This window comes from Kitasatospora sp. NPDC094016 (genome assembly GCF_040304045.1).
Classification (GTDB): Bacteria; Actinomycetota; Actinomycetes; order Streptomycetales; family Streptomycetaceae; genus Kitasatospora.
Window position 1 is genome coordinate 34,968 of the sequence record NZ_JBEOUK010000017.1, and the last position, 22,634, is coordinate 57,601.

General features: G+C 74.2%; 17 protein-coding genes. 4 read left to right on the top strand and 13 right to left on the bottom strand.

What is annotated here, in order from left to right:
- Positions 1-146: 146 nt before the first annotated feature.
- A complete protein-coding gene (locus tag ABT015_RS18135) occupies positions 147-1,742 on the top strand; it encodes a sensor histidine kinase (RefSeq protein WP_350880090.1) in 1,596 nt (531 codons plus the stop codon).
- Entirely contained in the window at positions 1,742-2,431 is a 690-nt protein-coding gene (locus ABT015_RS18140) for a response regulator (RefSeq protein ID WP_350880092.1), read from the top strand. Before ABT015_RS18135 ends, ABT015_RS18140 begins: the two co-directional genes overlap by 1 nt.
- 67 nt (positions 2,432-2,498) lie before the next feature.
- On the opposite strand, the gene ABT015_RS18145 is transcribed toward ABT015_RS18140, so the two are convergent.
- The 6 genes from ABT015_RS18145 to ABT015_RS18170 all read right to left on the bottom strand — a co-directional run bounded on the left by ABT015_RS18145 (position 2,499) and on the right by ABT015_RS18170 (position 9,705).
- Positions 2,499-4,202, bottom strand: coding sequence for a solute symporter family protein (locus tag ABT015_RS18145; RefSeq protein ID WP_350880228.1), 1,704 nt, complete (start codon positions 4,200-4,202; stop codon positions 2,499-2,501).
- Positions 4,203-4,234: 32 nt separating this feature from the next.
- Positions 4,235-4,792 carry a DUF485 domain-containing protein gene (locus ABT015_RS18150; protein ID WP_350880094.1) on the bottom strand — a complete coding sequence of 186 codons (558 nt, stop codon included), beginning with the start codon at positions 4,790-4,792 and terminating at the stop codon, positions 4,235-4,237.
- A 125-nt stretch (positions 4,793-4,917) separates the two neighbouring features.
- Positions 4,918-5,613, bottom strand: a complete 696-nt coding sequence (locus tag ABT015_RS18155) for a response regulator (RefSeq protein WP_350880096.1) — start codon at positions 5,611-5,613, stop codon at positions 4,918-4,920.
- Between the two features lie 73 nt (positions 5,614-5,686).
- A complete protein-coding gene (locus ABT015_RS18160; RefSeq protein WP_350880098.1) occupies positions 5,687-6,847 on the bottom strand; it encodes a histidine kinase in 1,161 nt (386 codons plus the stop codon).
- A gap of 63 nt (positions 6,848-6,910) precedes the next feature.
- Positions 6,911-7,396 (bottom strand): CcdC protein domain-containing protein, encoded by a 486-nt coding sequence (locus ABT015_RS18165; protein ID WP_350880100.1) that lies wholly within the window; start codon positions 7,394-7,396, stop codon positions 6,911-6,913.
- Positions 7,397-7,593: 197 nt separating this feature from the next.
- Positions 7,594-9,705, bottom strand: a complete 2,112-nt coding sequence (locus ABT015_RS18170) for a DNA gyrase/topoisomerase IV subunit B (RefSeq protein ID WP_350880102.1) — start codon at positions 9,703-9,705, stop codon at positions 7,594-7,596.
- A gap of 537 nt (positions 9,706-10,242) precedes the next feature.
- Here ABT015_RS18170 and ABT015_RS18175 point away from each other — a divergent pair.
- Positions 10,243-10,476, top strand: coding sequence for a DUF7455 domain-containing protein (locus ABT015_RS18175; RefSeq protein WP_063349359.1), 234 nt, complete (start codon positions 10,243-10,245; stop codon positions 10,474-10,476).
- A 193-nt stretch (positions 10,477-10,669) separates the two neighbouring features.
- On the opposite strand, the gene ABT015_RS18180 is transcribed toward ABT015_RS18175, so the two are convergent.
- From ABT015_RS18180 to ABT015_RS18210, 7 genes are all read right to left on the bottom strand, one after another.
- Positions 10,670-11,470: a S1 family peptidase gene (locus tag ABT015_RS18180; protein ID WP_402453295.1), complete on the bottom strand. Its 801-nt coding sequence runs from the start codon at positions 11,468-11,470 to the stop codon at positions 10,670-10,672.
- 297 nt (positions 11,471-11,767) lie between these two features.
- Complete coding sequence (locus ABT015_RS18185) at positions 11,768-13,402, bottom strand: RNA polymerase sigma factor (RefSeq protein ID WP_350880107.1); 1,635 nt, start codon at positions 13,400-13,402, stop codon at positions 11,768-11,770.
- Positions 13,403-13,856: 454 nt separating this feature from the next.
- On the bottom strand, positions 13,857-14,789 hold the full coding sequence (locus tag ABT015_RS18190) for a FadR/GntR family transcriptional regulator (RefSeq protein ID WP_063349357.1): 933 nt from the start codon (positions 14,787-14,789) through the stop codon (positions 13,857-13,859).
- A 119-nt stretch (positions 14,790-14,908) separates the two neighbouring features.
- On the bottom strand, positions 14,909-15,832 hold the full coding sequence (locus tag ABT015_RS18195; protein WP_350880109.1) for a hypothetical protein: 924 nt from the start codon (positions 15,830-15,832) through the stop codon (positions 14,909-14,911).
- 3 nt (positions 15,833-15,835) lie between these two features.
- Positions 15,836-17,290: an ATP-binding cassette domain-containing protein gene (locus ABT015_RS18200; RefSeq protein WP_350880111.1), complete on the bottom strand. Its 1,455-nt coding sequence runs from the start codon at positions 17,288-17,290 to the stop codon at positions 15,836-15,838.
- A gap of 228 nt (positions 17,291-17,518) precedes the next feature.
- Positions 17,519-18,277: an NUDIX hydrolase gene (locus ABT015_RS18205; protein ID WP_350880113.1), complete on the bottom strand. Its 759-nt coding sequence runs from the start codon at positions 18,275-18,277 to the stop codon at positions 17,519-17,521.
- A gap of 106 nt (positions 18,278-18,383) precedes the next feature.
- On the bottom strand, positions 18,384-20,507 hold the full coding sequence (locus tag ABT015_RS18210) for an amylo-alpha-1,6-glucosidase (protein WP_350880230.1): 2,124 nt from the start codon (positions 20,505-20,507) through the stop codon (positions 18,384-18,386).
- 766 nt (positions 20,508-21,273) lie between these two features.
- Between ABT015_RS18210 and ABT015_RS18215 the strand changes: the two genes are divergently transcribed.
- Entirely contained in the window at positions 21,274-22,587 is a 1,314-nt protein-coding gene (locus ABT015_RS18215) for an alpha/beta fold hydrolase (protein WP_350880115.1), read from the top strand.
- The last annotated feature ends 47 nt before the right edge of the window (positions 22,588-22,634 follow it).

A 22,634-nucleotide genomic window follows, 5' to 3' on the forward strand; every position in this document is an offset into this window, starting at 1 on the left:
TACTGCGGTTTCTCCGCATTGAGGGGTGTTCTGCTCCTTTTGCTTCCGCTACAACTGCGGGGACGCGGCTGACAGAAACACGCCGGAAACGTAGGGTGTCCCGACCCTGACGTACCCGCCCCCACAGCCGCCGAGAGGAGGCCCGGATGAAGCTGCCCCGCTGGCCCCGCCGGGTCTTCGCGCAACTGCTGCTGAGCCAGACCGTCGTCACCGTCGGTGTCACCACCGTGACCGCCGGCCTGTTCCTGGCCCCGGTCAGCAGCGAGCTGGACCACGACGCGATGCAGCGGGCGCTGTCGATCGCCCAGGCCACCGCCACCGACGAGGCGATCGCCCGAGCGGCCGACGCCCGGGACTCGGCGACCGCGCAGCGCAACGCCGAGCAGATCCGGCTGGCCACCGGCGCGAGCTTCGTGGTGGTCACCGACCTGGACGGGATCCGGCTCTCGCACACCGACCCGGGGCGGATCGGCCACCGGGTCAGCACCGATCCGGAGCCGGCGCTCAGCGGGCTCAGCGTCACCGCGATGCAGCAGGGCACGCTGGGCCGCACCGCGCGCGGCAAGGTGCCGCTGCGGGTCGCGGACGGCCGGATCGTCGGCGAGGTGTCGGTCGGCATCAGCGACGACTCGATCCGCCGCCGGCTGCTGAAGATGCTCACCGGGATCCTGCTGTGCGCGGGCGCGGGCCTGGCCGCGGGGACGGTCGCCACGCTGGCGCTGGCCCGGCGGCTGAAGCGCCGCACCCACAACATCGCGCTGGCCGACATCTCGGCGCTGCTGGTCGAGCGGGAGGCGATGCTGCACGGCATCCGCGAGGGCATGGTGGCGCTGGACGAGCACGGTCGGATCCGGCTGGCCAACGACGAGGCGGTGCGGCTGCTCGGTCTGCCGGAGGACTGCACCGGGCGGCCGATCCACGCGGTGCTGCCGCCGGGCCGGCTGGCGGACGTGCTGACCGGGCGGATCACCGGCGCCGACCTGCCCGCGGTCCGGGACGACCGGGTGCTGGTGGTCAACCGGATGAGCACGGCCGAGGGCGGCGCGGTCGTGACGCTTCGCGACCGGACCGAACTGGAGTCGCTGGTCCGCGAGTTGGACACCACCCGAAGCCTGACCGAGGCACTGCGCGCCCAGGACCACGAGCACGCCAACCGGATGCACACCCTGCTGGGCCTGCTGGAGCTGGGCCGCCACGAGCAGGCGGTGGCGTTCATCTCGGAGCAGTCCGGTTCGCACGCGGTGGTCGCGGCGCGGATCGCCGAGCAGGTGCAGGATCCGCACGTCGCGGCGCTGCTGGCGGGCAAGACGGCGGTGGCGGGCGAACGCGGGGTGCGGCTGGCGCTGGCCCCGGCGGCGCACCTGCCGGACGCGGTGGTGGACGCGCGGGCGCTCGTGACGGTGCTCGGCAATCTGATCGACAACGCGGTGGACGCGCTCGCGGCGGGTGGGGGCGGGCGGCTGGAGGTGACGCTGGCGGCGGCCGGCTCCACGCTGCTGCTCCAGGTCGCGGACAGCGGCCCGGGCGTGCCGGAGGAGCTGCGCGAGCAGGTCTTCGAGGAGGGGTGGACCAGCAAGGACGCGCCCGCGCACCGTCCGCGCGGGCTGGGGCTGGCGATGGTGCGGCGGCTGGTCGAACGGACCGGCGGCCGGATCGTGCTCGACGCGGGACCGCTCGGCGGCGCCCGGTTCACGGTCGAGCTGCCCGAGGCCCTGCTCACCACTCAGCTCGTGGAGGCCTGATGATCGACGTACTCGTGGTGGACGACGACTTCCGGGTCGCGGACGTGCACGCCGCGTACGTGGCCAAGGTGCCGGGCTTCCGGGTGACCGGCACCGCGCACTCGGCCGGGGAGGCGCTGGCCGCGCTGGAGCGCCGCCCGGTGGACCTGCTGCTGCTCGACCACCACCTGCCGGACGAGACCGGCCTGGCGCTGGTGCGCCGGCTGCGGGACCGACAGGTGGCCTGCGACGTGATGATGGTGACGGCCGCCCGGGACGTGTCGACGGTGCACGCCGCGATGCAGCACGGCGCGCTGCAGTACCTGGTCAAGCCGTTCACCTTCGCCGGCCTGCGGGACAAGCTGGTCGCGTACGCGCAGCTGCGGCACGCGCTGGCCGGCCCGGCGGCCCGGGAGGCCGGCCAGGACGAGGTGGACCGGCTGTTCGCCACCCTGCGCAGCGCCGCCGCCCCGGCCGGCCCGCTGCCGAAGGGGCACTCGGCGCCCACCACCGACCTGGTGCTGGGGGTGCTGCGCCAGGCGGGCCGCCCGCTGTCCGCGCAGGAGGTCGCGGACGCCACCGGGCTCAGCCGCTCGACGGCGCAGCGCTACCTCAAGCAGTTGGAGCGGGACAACCGGCTGCGGCTGACCCTGCGCTACGGCGACACCGGCCGCCCCGAGCACCGCTACGGCCTGGCGGTCCGGGCCTGACACCGCGCCCGGACGTGGGGGAACCCCGGCGGCCCCAGGCCCGCCGGGGTTCCCCGGGGCGCGGCGCTCAGGCCGCGCCCGCACCGGTGAGGGCGCGCACCTCCAGCTCGGCGAAGCGGTCCGCGTCGGCCGGCTCGGGCGAGGTGATCGTCCCGATCCAGCCGGCCAGGAAGCCGAGCGGGATGGAGATGATGCCGGGGTTCTCCAGCGGGAACCAGTGGAAGTCGACGCCGGGGAAGAGCGCCACCTTGGTGCCGGAGACCACCGGGGAGAAGACGACCAGCACGATCGCCGGGACCAGTCCGCCGTACACCGACCAGACCGCGCCGCGGGTGGTGAACCGCGACCAGAACAGGCTGTACAGCAGGACGGGCAGGTTGCTGGAGGCCGCCACCGCGAAGGCCAGGCCGACCAGGAAGGCGACGTTCAGCTGCTGGGCGTAGAGGCTGATCGCGATCGCGGCCGCGCCGATCCCGACGGCCGCGAACCGTGCCACCCAGACCTCCTGGCGCTCGCTGGCCTCGCCCGTCGGCTCGGCCTCCGCCGCGGCCCCCGGCCGGGAGGCCGGGACGGCGGCGCGCCGCCGGAAGGGGCGCCGCCGCGGCCGGCCGCGCCAGGCGCCGGCCCAGATGTCGTGGGCGAAGGCCGCCGAGGAGGCCAGGGTGAGCCCGGCGACCACGGCGAGGATGGTGGCGAAGGCGATCGCCGAGATCAGCGCGAACAGCACCACCCCGCCGGTGCTGCCGTTGCCGCCGCCGAGCACCAGGGCGAGCAGCGGGACGGCGGTGTTCCCGGCCGAGTTGGCGTGCCGCACCTCCGCCGAGCCGACCAGCGCGGTCGCGCCCAGGCCGAGCGCGATGGCCATCAGGTAGAAGCCGCCGACCAGGCCGATCGCCCACATCGTGGAACGACGGGCGGCCCGCGCGGTGGGCACGGTGTAGAAGCGGGACAGGATGTGCGGCAGTCCGGCGGTGCCGAGCACCAGGGCGAGGCCCAGGCTGAAGAAGTCGAGCCGGCTGGTGAAGGTGGCGCCGTACTTGAGACCGGGTTCGAGGTAGCGCCGCCCGGCGCCGCTGTGCTGGGCGGCCTGGCGCATCAGCTCGCCGACGTCGCCGTGGAAGCGGACCATCAGCAGCACGGTGAGCAGCACCGAGCCGGCGATCAGCAGGAAGGCCTTGACGATCTGGATCCAGGTGGTGGCCCGCATCCCGCCGATCGTGACGTAGACGATCATCAGTCCGCCGACGGCGACGATGGTCCAGGTCCGGGCCTGGGCGCTGTTGGTGCCGAGCAGCAGGGCGACCAGCGAGCCCGCGCCGACCATCTGGGCGACCAGGTAGAGCAGGGTGACGACGACGCTGGCGCCACCGGCCGCGGCCCGGACCTTGCGGCGGCGCAGCCGCAGCGCGAGCACGTCGGCGAGGGTGTACCGGCCGGCGTTGCGGACCAGTTCGGCGACCAGCATCAGCACCACCAGCCAGGCGACCAGGAAGCCGATGCTGTAGAGCACGCCGTCGTAGCCGTACAGCGCGATCAGCCCGGCGACGCCGAGGAAGGAGGCGGCGGAGAGGTAGTCGCCGGAGAGCGCGAAGCCGTTCTGCAGCGGGGTGAAGTCGCGGCCGCCGGCGTAGAAGTCCTCGGTGGCGCTGCCCCGGCGGCCTACCCAGAGGGTGATCGCCAGGGTGACCAGGACGACGACGGCGAACAGCGCGATCGCGAGGTCGTGGTGGTCGCCGGTGGGGGCGACGGGGGGCGGGGTGGCGGTCGTCATCGTGGTCGTCGCCGCGGTCGTGATCGTGGTCGTCATCGCAGCTGGTCCTGGGTGTCCCAGCGCAGGCCCAGGGCGGCGCGGTCGCGCTTGGTCCGGGCGTTGCGGGCGTAGAGCCAGGTGAGCAGGAAGGTCGAGGCGAACTGCAGCAGGCCCAGCAGCCAGGCCACGTTGAGCGGGCCGGCCACCTGGCTGCGCATCAGGCCGGGGGCGGCGGCCTGCGCGGCGACGTACATCAGGAACCAGCCGAGGAAGGCTCCGCTGACCGGGAAGACGAACGAGCGGTAGCTGCGGCGGATGTCCTGGAAGGCGTCGCTGCGCTGGACGGCCCGGTACACCTCGGTGCTGTCGGTGGCGGGCACCAGGGGCCGGGGGGCAGCCGCCGGTTCGACGGCGGGCTGGGCGGGGGCGGCGGCCCGGACGGGCGCCCGCTCGGCCGGTACCGGCTGGACCGCGCGGCTGGGGGCCGACTGGGCCGGTACCGCCGGGTGGCCGGGCACGTCCGGCCGGTCGGAGGCGGTGGCGGCGGCCGGAGCGGCCCACCAGTCAAATCGCTGCCCCTGTCCGGGACTGCTCGTCTGCTGCTGTGGCACAACTGCTCCTGGACCGGCGGGCACTCTGACCCCAACCATGATGGCGGCCGCCGGACAGCCCCTCTGACCATTGCCGATACCTTCACTCGATGAGGTGATCGATCATCCGACAGACGCTCATCCGACTACTGCTGCGTACCGGTGATCCCGTGTCGAAAGGCGTACGAGACCGCCTGTGCCCGGTCCCGCACCGCGGTCTTGGCGAACAGGTTGTTGATGTGCGTCTTCACGGTGGCCTGGCTGACGAACAGCCGCTGGGCGATCTCGGCGTTGGAGAGCCCCTCGGCGATCAGCGCCAGCACCTCCGCCTCCCGGGCGGTCAGCCCGTCCGGGAGCTCCCCCGGCCGCCCGACCGGCTTCCCGACCCCTGGCGCGGATCCGGTCGAAGGCCCGGAAAGCCTTTCCAGCAAACGGAGTTGGATCTGCGGCGAGAGCCCGGCCGCCCCCGCGCGGACGTCCGCGATCGCCCGGGCGATCTCCTCGCCGCCGGCGTCCTTGGTGAGGTAGCCGCGCGCCCCGGCCTGCAGAGCGGGGAACAGCGAGTCGTCGTCGGCATAGGTGGTGAGCACCACCACCTCGGTCTGCGGGTGCGCGGCCCGGATCCGCCGGGTCGCCTCGACGCCGTCGACGCGCGGCATCCGCAGATCCATCAGCACCACGTCCGGGTGACACCGCTCCACCAGGGCGACGGCCTCCTCCCCGTCCGCCGCCGCGCCGACCACCTCGATGCCGGGCAGCAGCCCCAGCAGCATCACGATGCCCTCGCGCACCACCGTCTGGTCGTCCACCACCAGCACCCTGGTGACTTCCGCCTCGCTCATGCGACCGCCCCGCTCCGGTCGGCAGTCGCTTCGCGAAATCCGCACCTGCTGATGATGAGCCCGCCGCGCTCGCTCATGCCGGCACCTGCAGCAGCACGCGCCACCCTCCGTCCTCGGGGCCCGCCAGCAGGGTGCCGCCGAGCAGTTCCGCGCGTTCGCGCATCCCCAGCAGACCGTACCCGCTGCCGCTGGCCGCCAGCTCCCCGGACGGTTCGCCGCGCGGAGGGCGGGAGTTGCGCACCTCCAGTTCCACCGCCTCCGGCAGGTAGCGCAGTTCGACGGTGCACCGGGCGCCTGGCGCGTGCTTGCGGACGTTGGTCACCGCCTCCTGCGCGGTGCGCCGCACCGCGAGGGCGGCCTCGGCGGCGAGCGGCCGGGGCGTGCCGGTGACGGTGAGCGCGGCCCGCTCCCGCGCGGTCAGCTCCACCAGGAACTCGCCGACCGGGGTGAGCTCGCCGCGCAGCGCGGACAGCGCCTGCCGGGTCTCGACCAGCCCGTCCTGGGCCATCCGCCGGGCGGCGACGACCCGTTCACGGATCTGCCCGCGGTCGGTGCCGGCGTCCAGCATCAGCCGGGCCGCCTCCAGGTGGACGAGCTGCGCGGAGAGGCTGTGCGCGAGCACGTCGTGGATCTCCCGGGCGATCCTGGCCCGTTCGGCGAGCGCCGCGCTCTCCGCCTCGGCGGCCCGGGCGGCGCGCTCCTGGGTGAGCAGCTGGCGGGCGGTGCCGCGGGCCTCGACGTCCAGCCGCAGCAGGTAGCCGAGCAGGCTGAGCCCGCCGACGGTGGCGAAGACACTCACCCAGCTCGCCCAGCTCGCGGCGGTGTACGAGCCCAGCGCGGCCGCCGCGGTGAGCAGGCCGGGCGCGGCCGGCAGCCGGACCAACCCGATCACGGTCAGCCCGCACCAGATGAAGTCGGCCAGCAGGTAGGCCTGCCCCCAGTTGGCCAGCCAGGCGCTGCCGAGCAGGGCGACGGCCAGGCCCAGCGAGAGCGCCAGGCGCTGTTCCCGGGTGGCGCGGAGGTAGCCGGCGGCCAGGGCGGCGACCCCGAGCAGTCCGGCCGCCACGACCACCACCGCCCAGCCCGTGTACTTGCCGCCGGAGAACGTCCCCCAGCAGACGACGACCAGCAGGACGGTGCGGCCGAGCAGGGCGAGGGCCCGCCGCGGCCATCTCCCGGCCTCGCGCTCCAGCCCCTCGCGGGCCGGCCAGCGGGTCCAGTACCACTCGGCCACAGGTGCCTCCTCGACGTTCTCGGACAGCGGGCCCGGCAGGCCCCGGCAGGGCGGTCAGCGCGGTCAGCGCGGTACGGCGGCCTGTCGCGGCAGGTCCAGGGCCCGTGCCCGCCAGTTCACCACGAACGAGCGGGTCAGCAGCAGGACCGCCAGCCCCAGCAGCAGCGCGCTGCCCGCCTGGTGGACGTGCAGTGCCGCGCCGATGCCGTACAGGGCGAGCCGGATGGCGATCATGCCGACCCAGGCGGCCACCGTGGCCTTGGTGCCCTTGGCCCAGACCGAGCCGTCCCCGGCCCGCCACAACCGCACGGTCCAGCCCCAGACGGAGCCCATCGCGACCACCGCCGCCAGGCCGCACCCGACCAGGGTCGCGGACAGCGCGGTGTGCTGGTGGTCGATGAGTTGCGGGTCGCGCAGCGCGAGCGCGCCGAGGATCAGCGGGAGCAGCCAGAAGCGGCGCTCGGTGTCCAGGCGCTGGGCGCGCATCTGGCGCTGGACCACGAGGACCATCACCGCGATGATCACGACGATGTTGACGAGGGCGGTCATCGGAGTTCTCCGTCCCGACAGGAGGCTTGTACTGACCTCTCCGACGCTACGGATCCGGCGCCCCCGGTTGATCGGCGCCGGGGTGGACCACAGGTGGAACCGGCAGCGCGAGGGCCCTCCACCCGTGGGTGGAGGGCCCTCGCGCCGGAGGACTCCGAAGGCCCCGGACGCCCTCGCGCCGGAGGACTCCGAAGGCCTCAGGCGTCGATGCGGGAGCGGTCCAGGGTGGCCGCCGAGTCCACGATGAACTCCTTGCGCGGGGCGACGTCGTTGCCCATCAGCAGGTCGAAGATCCGCTCTGCCTGCTCCAGGTCGCCCAGGTTGATCCGGCGCAGCGTGCGGTGGCGCGGGTCCATGGTGGTCTCGGCCAGCTGGTCGGCGTCCATCTCGCCCAGACCCTTGTACCGCTGCACCGGCTCCTTCCAGCGCTGCCCCTTGCGCTGGAACTCCAGCAGGGTGGAGCGCAGTTCGGCGTCGGAGTAGGTGTAGTGGTACTTCTCCTGGCCGCGCTTGGGGTTGGTGAGCTCGATCCGGTGCAGCGGCGGCACGGCGGCGAAGACCCGGCCCTGCTCGACCATCGGCCGCATGTAGCGGTGGAACAGCGTCAGCAGCAGGGTGCGGATGTGCGAGCCGTCGACGTCGGCGTCGGCCATGAAGATGACCCGGCCGTAGCGGGCCTGGTCGATGTCGAAGGTGCGGCCCGAACCGGCCCCTATCACCTGGATGATCGCGGCGCACTCGGTGTTCTTGAGCATGTCGCTCACCGAGGCCTTCTGCACGTTGAGGATCTTGCCGCGGATCGGCAGCAGCGCCTGGAACTCGGAGTTGCGGGCGAGCTTGGCGGTGCCGAGCGCGGAGTCTCCCTCGACGATGAAGAGCTCGCTGCGGTCGACGTCGTCACTGCGGCAGTCGGCCAGCTTGGCCGGCAGCGAGCTGGTCTCCAGCGCGGTCTTGCGGCGCTGGGCCTCCTTGTGCTGGCGGGCCGCGACCCGGGTGCGGGCGGCCGCGACGACCTTGTCCAGCACGGCCCGGGCCTGGAGCTTCTGGTCCTTCTTGGCCGAGGTGAGGAAGGCCTTGAGCTCCTTGGCGACGACGGCGGCGACGATCCGGTTGGCCGCCGAGGTGCCGAGCACCTCCTTGGTCTGGCCCTCGAACTGCGGCTCGGCGAGCCGGACGGTGACCACCGCGGTGAGGCCCTCGGTGGCGTCGTCCTTGGTGATGTCGTCCTCGGCGACGCGCAGCAGCTTGGCCGCGCGCAGCGCCTCGTTGACGGTCTTGGCCAGCGAGCGCTCGAAGCCGGTCATGTGGGTGCCGCCCTTGGGGGTGGCGATGATGTTGACGAAGGAGCGCAGGGTGGTGTCGTAACCGGCGCCCCAGCGCAGCGCGATGTCCACGCCGAGCTGCCGGGTGACCTCGGTGGGGGTCATGTGGCCGAGCTCGTCCAGGACGGGCACGGTCTCCTTGAAGGTGCCCTCGCCGCGCAGCCGCAGCACGTCGCAGACCGGCTTGTCGGGCGCCAGGAACTCGCAGAACTCGGCGATGCCGCCGTCGAAGCGGAAGACCGACTCCTCGACCTGCTCGCTCTCGGTGAGGCGCTCGTCACGCACGACGATGGTCAGGCCGGGGACGAGGAAGGCCGTCTGCCGGGCGCGGCTGTGCAGGTGCTCCAGGGAGAGCCGGGCGTCCTTGAGGAAGATCTGCCGGTCGGCCCAGTAGCGGATCCTGGTGCCGGTGCGGGCCTTGGGCACCTTGCGGGTCTTGGTCAGGCCGTTGGCGGGCTCGAAGGGCGCGTCCGGGCTGGCCTCGGTGAAGATGCCGGGGGTGCCGCGGCGGAAGCTGATCGCGTGGGTGTGCCCGCTGCGGTCGACCTCGACGTCCAGCCGGGCGGAGAGGGCGTTGACCACGGAGGCGCCGACGCCGTGCAGGCCGCCGGAGGCCGCGTAGGAGCCGCCGCCGAACTTGCCGCCGGCGTGCAGCTTGGTCATCACGACCTCGACGCCGGACAGCCCGGTCTTGGGCTCGACGTCGACCGGGATGCCGCGCCCGTTGTCGCGGACCTCGACCGAGGAGTCCGGGTGCAGCAGGACCTCGATGCGGTCGCAGTAACCGCCCAGCGCCTCGTCGACGGAGTTGTCGATGATCTCCCAGAGGCAGTGCATCAGGCCGCGACTGTCCGTCGAGCCGATGTACATGCCGGGGCGCTTGCGGACCGCCTCCAGTCCCTCCAGGACGAGCAGGTGCCGAGCGGTGTAGTTGGAACCGTCGTCGCCGGCCAGCAGTGCGGACGGCACGGTCGTTTCGGCACTCACGCGGCACTCTCCTCGGTGAAGTTCTGTCTCATCGGTCACATCGGGACGCATCCGGACCATCCGCCAGTGCAGCACGCCGCACCGACAGCCGTCGCCCGGTGTGCTCGCACCCCTCCGCTGGGTGCACAGCACGGCGGGCCGCCCTCGCGCAGCTTGTACGCGCTGCGCGAACAAGGACCGCTCCGGTGTCCGGACCCCGGGGCGCCATCTCCTCCCGGTACCACCGGTCCTGGCGGATCGTGGGGCCTGGCACAGGCTCCGGAACTGCCGTTATGCAGGCTACCGGGGCCCGGGACGGGGCTTATGCTCCAACCCGGCAGAGGATTATGCTACGCGGACCTCGCACCCGGTCCCGATCGGGCGTTCGAGGGACGGGCGGATCCTGGGATTCGGTACGCATGAACCACCGGCCCCCGGGGCACGTCCTCATCAACACAGCAGAATCCTCAGAGAAGAAAAGCCACGAGCGGGAACGTTTTCGGCCTGGTTGGATGTTGACCCTGGTACGACAGCTCGTCGAGCTAGAGAAGAGGCGACGTGACTACTGTTCTGACACCTGCGAGCCCGCTCACCGCGGCTGACCGCTGCGACCGCTGCGGCGCCCAGGCCTACCTGCGCGTCGTACTCGCCAGCGGCGGAGAGCTGCTCTTCTGTGCCCACCACGGCCGGAAGTTCGAGCCCGAGCTCAAGAAGATCGCCGTGGAGATACAGGACGAGAGCGGCCGTCTCAGCGGCACCACCAACGCCACGGCCGCCGAAGAAGAGCGCTGATCCAAGGCGCCACACCAGCAGTCGGCGTCGAGCTGTGTGTCCGGTCGCGCACTCCGCGCGACCGGTGAGCCGGGCGACAGGTCCCCTCGGGGGCTGGTCGCCCGGCTCTGCTGTTCCCGGAGACCGGCACGCTCCGCATCCATAAGGCTTCAGAACGTGACCAGTTGGTCACCGGCGACGGCGTCGGCGGCCCTCACAGCACCGAGCGCACCGCGTCCGCGACGGACGCCACCCTGGTGTAGACGCCCGGGTGGGCCGCCTCGGCGCAGCCCGTCCCCCAGGAGACCAGGCCGACCAGTCGGCCGCCGACGACCAGCGGGCCGCCACTGTCGCCCTGGCAGGCGTCCTTGCCGCCCTTCTCCTCCCCCGCGCACACCATGCCCCGGGCGTCGAACTTGCCGTCCTGCCCGCCCGGGTAGGCCTGCGCACAGGTCTGGTCCGCGATGATCGGCACCTCCACGCCACGCAGCGTGGGCGAGTAGTCGCCGCGCCCGGTGGTGTCGCCCCAGCCGAAGACCCGCGCGGCGGTCCCGGCCGCGTACGGCTCGGTCTCGCCCTGGCCGACCAGGTCGATCACCGGCCGGGAGTCCTGGGGGTCGGCGAGGGTGAGCACGGCGACGTCGTTCAGGTTGGCGGTGAACGAGTAGTCGGGGTGGATCCAGACCGACCGGACGGGCACCTCGCGGCCGGCCGAGCTGCGCATGTCGTCCCGGCCGATGACGGCCTTGAGGCCCGGCCGGTCCACCTTGGCGCCCCTGGACTCGTCGTAGAAGCAGTGCGCGGCCGTCACCACCTTGGTCGGTGTGACCAGCGCTCCCCCGCAGAACTGGCCGGAGCGGCCGCTGCCGAACTGCTGGCGGCTGGACAGCGCCACCACCCACGGGTGGTCGACGGTGGTCTCGGCGGTGCCGCCGACCACCCGGCGCTGCGCCCCGGCCGGACCGGCCGTACCGAGCGCGACCAGCGGGACGGGGACGGCGGCCAGCAGCGCCAGTACGGCGGCCCGTCGGCGGCGGCCCGCACGGGCGGCCGCCGGGCTCGCCGGGGGCGGGGCGGGGGTCGGCAGGGCAGCGCGGTCCGGGTTGGGCAGCACCGTGACTCCAGTCGGCTCGGCAGCAGGCAACCGCCACAGCGTAGGTGATCGACTACGCGGTGCGACCGCTTCCCGCCGCACCGCCACCCGGACGAGGGACAACGGCCACCCGGACGCTGACCCGCCCGGACAGCGGCGAAGGCCCGGAGCCGTGGGGCTCCGGGCCTTCGTCACACGCCTGCGGCCGTACCGGCCGGATCAGTCCAGGTAGTCGCGCAGCACCTGGGAACGCGACGGGTGGCGCAGCTTCGACATGGTCTTCGACTCGATCTGGCGGATGCGCTCACGGGTGACCCCGTACACCTTGCCGATCTCGTCGAGCGTCTTCGGCTGACCGTCCGTCAGGCCGAAGCGCATCGAGACCACGCCGGCCTCGCGCTCGGAGAGGGTGTCCAGAACCGAGTGCAGCTGCTCCTGGAGCAGGGTGAAGGAGACCGCGTCGGCCGGGACGACCGCCTCGGAGTCCTCGATCAGGTCACCGAACTCGCTGTCGCCGTCCTCGCCGAGCGGGGTGTGCAGCGAGATCGGCTCACGGCCGTACTTCTGGACCTCGATGACCTTCTCGGGGGTCATGTCGAGTTCCTTGGCCAGCTCCTCCGGGGTGGGCTCGCGGCCCAGGTCCTGGAGCATCTGGCGCTGGACGCGGGCCAGCTTGTTGATGACCTCGACCATGTGCACCGGGATGCGGATAGTGCGGGCCTGGTCGGCCATGGCGCGGGTGATCGCCTGGCGGATCCACCAGGTGGCGTAGGTGGAGAACTTGTAGCCCTTGGTGTAGTCGAACTTCTCGACCGCACGGATCAGACCGAGGTTGCCCTCCTGGATCAGGTCCAGGAAGAGCATGCCGCGGCCGGTGTAGCGCTTGGCCAGCGAGACCACCAGGCGGAGGTTGGCCTCCAGCAGGTGGTTCTTGGCGCGGCGGCCGTCCTCGGCGATGATCTCCAGCTCGCGCTTGAGCTTGGGGGCGAGCTTGTCGGCGGCCGAGAGCTTGTCCTCGGCGAACAGACCGGCCTCGATGCGCTTGGCGAGCTCGACCTCCTGCTCGGCGTTGAGCAGCGGGACCTTGCCGATCTGCTTCAGGTAGTCCTTGACCGGGTCGGCGGTGGCACCGGCGACGGCGACCTGCTGGGCCGGCGCGTCGTCCTCGTCGTCGTCGGAGAGCACGAAGCCCTGCGACTCCTCCTCGGGCTCCGCCTCCTCGCCCGCCTTGTCGCCGGGCAGTGCGACGTCCTCGAGCAGCTCCTCCTCGCCGATGAGCTCCTCGTCGCCCTTGCCCGCCTTGGCGGCGGTCTTCTTGGCGGCGGTCTTCTTGGCCGGCGCGGCGGTCTTCTTGGCCGCGGCCTTCTTGGCCGGGGCGGCCTTCTTCGCGACCGCCTTCAGCTCGGAGGCGACCCCGGTCGTCTCCGAGGTGATCTCGGCGGACACCGTGGGGGCGGACGCCGTGGCGGCCGCCACGGCCGGGGCCGCGACGGGCGCACCGGGCGCGATGCGCACGGGCGGCTTGGTCGGGGCCGTGGGGGCGGCCGGGCTCCGGGTGGTGACAGCCTTGGTGGCGGTGCGCTTGGTGGGGCTCTTGGCAGCAACGCTCTTGCGCTTGGCGCCGGCCGGTTCGGCCGCGCTGACCATGAGATCCACCCCCTCCTCAATCAGCACCTGGTTGAGGCTGCGCATGACGTTCTTCCACTTGGTGACCGGGATCTGGTCCGCCTCGAACGCCTGGCGCACGTCGTCACCGGCGATCTGCCCCTGGGCCTTGCCCCGCTCGATGAGCGCCAGCAGAGCTGCGGACTCGGCGATCTCGGGGGGAAGCGAACGGGATGTGCTGGCCGACACGAACAACCTCTCGGACGATGAGTGGACTCGAACCCGTACCGGCCGCCCGAGCGGGCGGGGAAGGAAATCGCGCGTCGGGCGCGCGGTGTCGATTCCGACCGACTCGGGCTTGAGGACTGGGTTTGCAGGACGGCAGCAGCGCCGCGGACCAACACAGCATTGTGACATGTTGAAGTATTCCGGAGCTGCTCCCGCTCAGGAGACATCGCTGCTACTCGTCAAGTGTTACGCATGGCCTTCGTGTCGCGGGTCACACCACTCGGCGCCCGCGGCCACGGGGCCGGAATCCATCATCGCGCACTCGCGCCGAAACCTGTTGTCATGGACTGGGCATCACATGTCCGGGTCGGACCGCCGGCGTGCAGAAGCCCTCCGGCTGCGCCGCGCGGGTGCGGCCGGAGGGCCCTGGAGGAACGGAGGACGGACGGGGCGCCCGCTCACCGGAACGGCCCGCTCAGTGCTCCCGAGGGGCGGGGACGGACGGCTCGATCTCGGGGTGGACGGTGAGCAGCGCCCGCATCGCTGCCTCCCCCGCGGTGCCGTCGCCGGTGCCCAGCGCGTCCACCAGCCGGGCGTGCAGGCTGACCGAGGACTCGGAGGCTCGCTCGCAGGAGATGGCCGGGCCGCCCGACACCTGCAGCGCGCCGGCGACGATCCCGGACAGGTGCTCCAGCATCCGGTTGCCGGCCATCTGGAGGATCAGACCGTGCAGCTCGGCGTCGGCCCGGGCGTAGGTGGAGAGGTCGGCCTGGGCGGCGGCGTGGCCCATGATCTCGACCAGCTCGACCAGCCGCTGCTGGACGTCCTCCCGGCCGTGGCCGGCGGCGAGCCGGGCGGCCAGCGGCTCGATCGCCCAGCGGAGCTCGAACAGCTCCCGGCGCTGCTCGTCCCGCTGCGGGCCGAAGGCGCGCCACTCGATGATGTCCGGGTCCAACAGGTTCCAGTCGGCGACCGGGCGGACCCGGGTGCCGACGTTCGGCCGGGCGCTGACCAGGCCCTTGGCCTCCAGGACGCGCAGCGACTCGCGGACGACTGTGCGGGACACCTCGAACCGCTGGCCGATCTCCTCGGGCACGAGCGGACGGTCGGCGCCCAGGTCGCCGGAGACGATCATCTGGCCGAGCTGCTGGACCAGCTGGCCGTGCAGACCGCGGCCGCGGCTGCTGGTGGTCTTGCGACCGACCCGGGCGAGATCGGACTCGGCGCCCTCCCAGCGGGGCGCCGGCGGAGTCGGCCGGTCGGCGTACGAGAAGCGGTCCAGATCGCCGGGGCCGTGAATGGGGCCGTCGGCGGAACGGGCGGGGGTCATGGTGGGGTGCGCAAGGGTACTCACAGCTCCTTTGTCGGCGATCGGCAGGCGCAGCTTGAGAATTCTCGTGAAAAGCACACGAAAGGGTGATCGACCGCGACTGGATAATTGACTTCTTATCAGGAAGAACCGCGCATTACGGTCACTGCTGGTCGATCTTGATGCTTCGGCACGGCCGCCCCCTTCGGCGCCCGGCGTCAGAGCGCGCGCCGCCGGACCTGCACCAGGAGCGCCGCGAGCAGCAGGACGGCCGCAGGCGCCGCCACCGCCGCGAGCAGAGCCGGATCCGTCAGCGCCGCGTTCCCGGCCGCGGCCTCGTGCTCCCCTCGGTAAACCCAGCCGTAGGCCCATTCGACACCGGACTGGAACGGCAGCAGTTCGGCCGCACGGGTCGGCCACGGCCTGCCGATCTCCCGCAGCAGCAGCGCCACACCGGACTCCAGCAGCGGCGGCAGCGCGCACAACAGCAGCACCCCGACCGAGGCGCTGCGGGTCAGCGACGCCGTCAGCACCCCGGTCCAGCCCGCCACGACGGTCAGCAGGACGAAGGCCAGCAGGGCCGCCGGCACCCCGTGGCCGGCCGCCAGCGCCACCGGGGCGAACACGCCCGGCAGGTCGGTCAGGCCCGGCAGGTCGGCCAGGTCGGACAGCCCGGTGGCGGCCAGCGCCCGCGACACCTGGTCCGACAAGGCCGAGGGCTCCACCCAGGCGGCCACCGTCACCCCGCCCGGCAGCGCCAGCTGCACCGCCACCGCGTCGAGGAGCAGGGTCGCCAGCGCCAGCAGCCCTGCGACGGGACCGACCACCAGCAGCTTGGCCAGCAGCAGCCGCACCCGCCGCGGGTACGACACCTGGGAGGCCGGCAGTCCCGGGTGCCGCACCTCGTGCCCGTACGAGAGCGCGCCCAGCACACCGGCCCCCAACGCGGCGAACGGCAGCGGGATCAGCGGTACGGCGGCGGTCAGCAGCCGCACCCCGGCCGGGGTGGCCAGCGGGCCGGCCGGGGCCTGGCTCGCCAGGACGGCGGCCGTGACGGCGTCGCACAGCAGCACGGCGGCGAGCAGCAGCCAGGTGGAACGCAGGCCGCGCAGGCGGCGCAGCTCGTAGGCCAGGACACGCACGGTTCACTCGCTCCGGTGGTCATCGGGGGTGGCGGGGCTGACGGGAACGCCGGGGGCCGGGGTCACGGCCCGGGCCCCGGCCGGGCGGCCGAGGCGGACGGTGTCGTCGGTCAGCAGGTCGGCGGCGCTCTCGCGGCCCCTGGTCGGGTCGGGCGCGGACTTCCCGGCGCCGGCAGCGGGGTCGGGGGTCGGGGCGAGGGCCGACGCGGATCCGGCCAGGGCGCCGGGGCCGTCACGGAACAGCCGCTCCACGACGACGGTCGGGGTGGGCTCGGCGGGCTCGGCCCGGCGGGTGGTGGCACCGAGGGCGGAGAGGGCGGTCGCGGCCGAGGCGGCCGGCAGGGCGCGGGTGGGCAGCGCCGCCTCGTCCCGGTGGTGGGCGGCCGGCGGCCGGGCCTCCGAGCGGCGGGCGCCCCGGTGGCGCGGGACGGTGACGACCGGGACGTCGGCGGCCGGGTCCTGAGCGGGCTCGGAGCCGGGTTCAGGGCCGCGTTCGGGGCTCGGTTCGGAGGTGGTGGGGCCCGACTGGACACGGAGGTGGCCGGAGCGGCCCGAAGCGACCGGCAGGGCGACCCGGGGCGCCGGCTGCTCGACCACCCGGTCGGCCAGCTCGTGCAGCAGGATGCCGTGGCGATAGGCGAGTTCACCGATCTCGGTACGGTCGACGCCCGCCACGGCGAGGCCCGCGCCGCCGTCCCGCCGCACCTCGGCGCCCTGACCGACCAACAGGTCGGCCAACCGCGCCATCTGCGGCCCGCGGACGGCCACTTCGGGGCTGAGCCTGGTCCGGCGGAACTCCGCCACCGGCTGGTCCGCCACCAGCCGACCGCGGTCCAGCGTGATGACCCGGTCGGCGAGCTGCGCGGCCTCCTGCGGGGTGCGGGTGGTCACCAGGACCGTCCCGCCGGCGACTCCGAACGAGTGCAGGAAGGAGTGGAACCACTCGACGTTGCGCGGGGACAGTCCCTCGGTCGGCGCGTCCAGCAGCAGCGTGCCGGGGTCGCCGAGCAAGGCCGCGGCCAGGGCCAGCCGGCGGTGCATGCCGGGCGAGAAGCTGCGCAGCCGCTGCCCGGCGACGGCGGCCAGCCGGGTCTGCTCCAGCAGTTCGTCGGCCCGCCGTGCGGAGGCGCCGACCGCCGCGGCCAGCATCCGCAGGTGGCCGTGAGCCTTGCGGCCCGGATGGCCCGCCACGGCGGCCGCGCCCGGCCCGGGGCCGGGCAGCAGCACGCCGACCTCGCGCTCGGGGCGGCGCAGCCGGCGGTAGGTGCGGCCGTCGAAGAGCGTGATGCCCTGGCCGCGTTCGAGTTCGAGCATCAGCCGCAGCGCGGTGGACTTGCCTGCGCCCTCGGCGCCGAGCAGCGCGGTCACCATGCCGGGCCTGGCGTCGAAGGTCAGATCGAGCACCGCGGGCGGCGCGCCCTTGCGGTAGACCTTGGTCAGTCCGGTGATCTGGATCATCGCTGCCTGCTCCCATGCCCTCGGCCGACCTGCCCGACGCGGGGCGCCCCCTGGTGTGTTGGCGCGTGCCAGCACGGCCCCGCGCCAGCACATTAGGGGCCGGTGACGGAGATTCCGGGCATTACGGGAGCGGCGCGGGCCCGTCGGCCACCCACCTCACCCGATCAGGGGACAATCCGATCCTGCGATTCCCGGGTCGGGGGGAGCCGGCGGCGGGCCGGGGCCGGGTCAGGACTCCGGGCGCAGCATGGGCGGGTTGAGGACGGTCGCGCCGCCCGCGGTGAACAGCTGGGCGGGGCGGCCGCCCTGACGGGTCGTCGTGCCACCGGAGGGCAGCAGGAAGCCGGGGGTGCCGGTGACCTTGCGGTGGAAGTTCCGCGGGTCCAGGACCACGCCCCAGACCGCTTCGTAGACCCGGCGCAGCTCGCCGACGGTGAACTCGGTGGGGCAGAAGGCGGTGGCGAGGGAGGAGTACTCGATCTTGGAGCGGGCGCGTTCCACGCCGTCGGCGAGGATCAGCCCGTGGTCGAAGGCGAGCGGGACGCCGTCGACCGGGCTCCGGCCGAGCAGTTCGCCGACCGGGGCCCAGCGGGCGCTGCTGGCGTCGCCGCCGGCCCGGGGGGTCGGCAGGTCGGGGGCGAGGACCAGGTAGGCGACGCTGACCACCCGCATCCGGGGGTCGCGCTGCGGGTGGCCGTAGGTGGCGAGCTGCTCCAGGTGGGCACCGGCCGCGCCGGGGCCGACCGCCTCGTGGCCCGGGGCGGAGTGCGCGCGCAGGCCGGTCTCCTCGGCCAGCTCCCGGGAGGCGGCCTCGGCCAGGCCCTCGTCCGGGCGGACGAAGCCGCCGGGCAGTGCCCAGTACCCCTGGAACGGCGGCTCACCGCGTCTGACCAGCAGGGCGCAGAGCGCGTGGTCGCGCACCGTCAGCACCACCAGGTCAACCGTGACAGCGAACGGGGGGAAGGCCGACGGATCGTAACGCGACATGGCGACGATCATAGTCGTCTCTCTGACGATAAGCACAGGCCCGTACACGGACCGCGCACGGCCCGCCTGAGGTGTCGCCGGAGCCGGGCGGGCCCGGGCAGGGGTGTCAGCGGGCGACCAGTTGCAGCTCCGCGGAGGCCTCCTCGACCATCGCCACGCCGATCCGGCTCACCCGGACCGAGAAGGGCTCGCCCGCGACCCGCAGGCCGGTCAGCTCCAGCTCGCCGAGCGGAGCGGTGCTGGCCGGGCGGACCAGGACCCGGCCGCCCGGCACGTCGGGGCGGACCCCGGCGAGTGCGAACACCGCGTGCGCGGCGCCGGCCGCCGAGACCGCCGCCGGGCGGCAGGCGGCCGGGTGCGGCACCGGCGGGCAGCCGGGGATGCGCTGCTCCCCCGCGTACATCTCCGGCAGCCGCCCCTCGTAGTGGGCGGCCGCGGCGAGCAGGCCCTCCAGCAGGGCGCCGGCCTCGTTCTCGTGGCCGGCTTCGGCCAGCCCGGCGATCGCCAGCGCGGTCTCGTGGACGCGCACCGCGCCGCCGCGGTGGCCCAGCGGGTTGAATCGGGGGGACTTGGCGCTGAGCGTGCGCAGGCCCCAGCCGCTGTCCAGCTCCGGCGCGGCCAGGCGCTGGGCCAGCAGCCGGGTCTGTTCCCGGTCCAGCAGGCTCTCGTGCCGACCGCCGTCGGCGGCGAGCCCGGTGTCCAGCAGGTGCACCAGGCAGGAGGCGACGGCCGGCAACGGCTGGCCGCCCGGCGCCAGCGCGGCGGCGGGGCGGCCGCCGGAGAGGTCGTCGATCCAGAACCGCTCGCGGAAGCGCCCGCGCAGTTCGGCGGCCCAGCCGCGCCACTCCCCGGCGCCGGGGCGGCCGAAGGCCTCCAGCAGTTCGGCGCCGTGCAGGGCGGCGCGGTGGGCCTGCGCCTGGACCTCGGCCCGGGCGGCCACCGGGTGGGCGGCGCGGTCCTCCGCCGGGCGGCTGAGGTCGGTGACGAAACCGTCGACCAGGCCCTCGCGGAGGGCGGCCAGGGCCCGCTCGGCGGCCGGGAGCAGGTCGGCGGTCTCCGCGCGGGGCAGGCCCCAGCGCCAGGCCTCGGCCAGCACGGTGACGAACAGCAGGGTGGCCTCGGTGGCGGTGCAGGTGGGCGGCAGCTCGGGGCCGCCGTGCCGAAGGACGCCCGGCAGCAGGCCTTCGGTGCGGCCCGGGGCGGCGGCGGGCTGCTGACGGCGGGCCAGCGCCCGCAGGGTGCCGGCGGCGAGCCGGGTGCCGAGCGGCAGGGTGAGCCGGGCGGCCCAGAGCGCGTCGGCCGGGGCGAGGCCGAAGCGCCAGGGTGCGCCGGAGGCCGGGTAGAGGTCGGTCGGGCGGTCCGGATCGGCGAACAGCAGCCCGCCGAGGGCGTCCAGGGAGCGGGTGACCAGCAGGGCGGCCCGGGCATCGTCGCTGCGGACCTCCGGTTCGGCCCAGGGCAGCGGCACGCCCGTGCCCCGCCCGCCGGGCGGCCGCGGGCCGGGGGCGGTGCTCTCCAGTTCGGCGCGCAGCTCGACCGACCAGCGGGCGCCGGGTTGCACCTCCAGGTCCCACCGGAGCACCCCGGCCCCGGCCAGCACCGCGTGCGGGGAGGGCTTGGCGCTGACCACCGCGCTGTGCGCTGGGCCGGCCCAGCGCAGCCCGGCGGACTGCACCTGGCCCGGCAGGTCGGCCGGGCGGTGCCCGGCGGCGATCTCGGCGACCGGGCCGAGGTCGGTACCGAGGGCGATCTCCATCGGCAGCCGGGCGGGCCGGCCGCCGGTGTTGCGCACGATGACGGTCTCCACCCCGTCCGCGTGGCGCAGCCGCTCGACGGTGAGCGCCGGGTCCGGGTCGAGGTCGCCGGGGAGCCGGACGGCGCCGAGGAAGCGGGCCTGCGCGGTGCTGGTCAGGGCGCCCTGGAGCGGCAGCGGCTCCATGCCGCCCAGACGCAGTTCCATCCGGGCGAGCACCCGGACGCCGTTGCGGTAGAAGCCGTGCAGGCCGTGGCCGCGCAGCTGGCCGTCCGGTCCGGAAGCGGCCATCGCAGGGGCGTTGACGCAGAGCACCGCGTGGTGGACGGCGGGGGGCTGCGGCCTTGGCGGGGCCGCGAGCCGACTCGGGCCGACGGGCGCCCCCGTCGGTCCGGCCGTCTGGACCTGGTCGGGACGGCCGACCGGTCTCGGCGCGCCGACCACGCTCTCGGCCGGCATGGCCTGTGGTGGCCTCATGGCGGTCACCGGACTCTCCTCCCCTCGGCGGTCCGGTGGCCTGGTCAGGCCGGTGGGCCGCGAGCACGCTCGATCGCGTGCTGATGGTGCCGGGCCGGCGGGGTGCCCCGTCGGCGGGTGTGCCGTGTCTGGCCGTACCCGGTGCCGGGCCGTGCCATGCGGTGCGCGGTACCGGGCCGGTACCGGCGCGCCGCGCCTTCGCGTCGGGCCCGCCACGGCGCCCGGTACGTCGTCAGGTCCGGTGGCCCTGAGCGCCGGTGACGCCCGGCCCGTGGGCCTGCGGCGGCGGCCGGGCCAGGTGGCCCGGGCGGGCCCCGCAGGCTCCGGCGCCCCGGTGCTGTGGCCACCCCGCTCGGCGAACGGTCCGCCCGGAACCTGCCGCCGGACGGCCGTCGGCCGGTCGCCGGCCCCCCGGGGTGAACGCCGCGCACCGCCTCCAGGTCACGCCCGGCGACGGGTGCGGCCCGTCGAGCCCGGCCCGCCGAGCGGTCGTGCCGCAGCCGTCGAGCCGTCACGGTCGGGCCGTCACCGGGCTGCCACCAGGGCGGCGCGGTCTCGCCGTCGGGTGGTGGCGGCTGCGTCCCGGCCCGCGGCCTGCCGTGCAACCCGCCCCGGCCCGGCATCGTATGCCTGGTCGAGTGGGCGGTGGCCGTCGAACCGGTGCCCGACCGCGGTCAGGATACGGTGCGGGGGTCGCGGCGCCCGCACCCGGTGACCCCGTGAGCCGCGACCTGACCGCTGTGACCAGCAGAGACCGAGGAGTTGCATGTCCACCGTCAGCCGGCTGCCCGGGATTGTTACGACCGACCACGTCTTCCAGGCCCCTCTCGACCACGCCGACCCGCAGGGCGAGCAGATCGAGGTGTACGCCCGCGAGGTGGTGGCCGCCGGCCGCGAGCAGGCCGACCTGCCCTGGCTGGTCTTCCTCCAGGGCGGGCCCGGCGGCAAGGCCGCCCGCCCGCTCGGCCGCGACGCCTGGCTGGAACGCGCCCTCGACGACTACCGAGTGCTCCTGCTCGACCAGCGCGGCACCGGTCGCTCCACACCCGCGACCCGGCAGACCCTCGCCCGGCGCGGCGGTGCCCAGGAGCAGGCTGACTACCTGGCGCACTTCCGCGCGGACTCGATCGTGCGGGACGCCGAGCTGATCCGCCACCAGCTGCTCGGCGCGGACCGACGCTGGAGCGTGCTCGGCCAGAGCTTCGGCGGCTTCTGCACCCTCACCTACCTCTCCTTCGCCCCCGAGGGCCTGGCCGAGGCCTTCATCACCGGAGGCCTGTCCGGCCTCGGCAGCTCGGCGGACGACGTCTACCGCGCCGCCTACCCGCGGGTGGTCCACAAGAACGAGGACCACTACGCCAGGTTCCCGCAGGACGTCGAGGCGGTACGGCGGATCGCCGCGCACCTCGCCGCCGCCCCCGCGACGCTGCCCGACGGCGGACTGCTGACCGTCGAGGCGTTCCAGGCCCTCGGGCTGATGCTCGGCGGCGGCAGCGGCTCCGGCACCCTGCACTACCTGCTGGAGGAGGCCTGGGTGGACGGCGCGGCCGGCCCCGAGCTGTCCGACACCTTCCTGGCCGGTGTCCAGGCCAAGCTCTCCTTCGCGGAGGGCCCCCTGTACGCCGTGCTGCACGAGTCGATCTACGGCCAGCGCTCGGTGGACCAGGGCGGCACCGCCTGGTCGGCCGAGCGGGTCCGCAAGGAGTTCCCGCAGTTCGACGCCCGGGCGGCGCTGGACTCCGACGCACCGGTGCTGTTCACCGGGGAGATGATCTACCCCTGGATGTTCGACACCGACCCGGCGCTGCGTCCGCTGAAGGAGACCGCGGACCTGCTGGCCGCCCGCACCGACTGGCCCGACCTGTACGACCCGGCACGACTGGCCGCCAACACCGTCCCCGTCGTGGCGGCGGTCTACCACGACGACATGTACGTGGACACCGCCGACTCGCTGGCGACCGCCCGCGCGGTACGCGGTCTGCGGACCTGGATCACCAACGAGTGGGAGCACGACGGCGTTCGGGCGAGCGGCGGCAAGGTGCTCGACCGCCTGATCAAGCTGGCGCACGGCGAGGCCTAGCGAAGCCCGCCCGGGCCGGGCGGCGAGGCTCCGGACGGCCCCTGGAG

Bases quoted from the DNA above. Each gene is read 5' to 3' on its own strand.
- ABT015_RS18135 (WP_350880090.1), top strand. From the start codon at position 147: ATGAAGCTGCCCCGCTGGCCCCGCCGGGTCTTCGCGCAACTGCTGCTG.
- ABT015_RS18140 (WP_350880092.1), top strand. From the start codon at position 1,742: ATGATCGACGTACTCGTGGTGGACGACGACTTCCGGGTCGCGGACGTG.
- ABT015_RS18145 (WP_350880228.1), bottom strand. From the start codon at position 4,202: ATGACGACCGCCACCCCGCCCCCCGTCGCCCCCACCGGCGACCACCAC.
- ABT015_RS18155 (WP_350880096.1), bottom strand. From the start codon at position 5,613: ATGAGCGAGGCGGAAGTCACCAGGGTGCTGGTGGTGGACGACCAGACG.
- ABT015_RS18165 (WP_350880100.1), bottom strand. From the start codon at position 7,396: ATGACCGCCCTCGTCAACATCGTCGTGATCATCGCGGTGATGGTCCTC.
- ABT015_RS18200 (WP_350880111.1), bottom strand. From the start codon at position 17,290: ATGATCCAGATCACCGGACTGACCAAGGTCTACCGCAAGGGCGCGCCG.
- ABT015_RS18205 (WP_350880113.1), bottom strand. From the start codon at position 18,277: ATGTCGCGTTACGATCCGTCGGCCTTCCCCCCGTTCGCTGTCACGGTT.
- ABT015_RS18210 (WP_350880230.1), bottom strand. From the start codon at position 20,507: ATGAGGCCACCACAGGCCATGCCGGCCGAGAGCGTGGTCGGCGCGCCG.
- ABT015_RS18215 (WP_350880115.1), top strand. From the start codon at position 21,274: ATGTCCACCGTCAGCCGGCTGCCCGGGATTGTTACGACCGACCACGTC.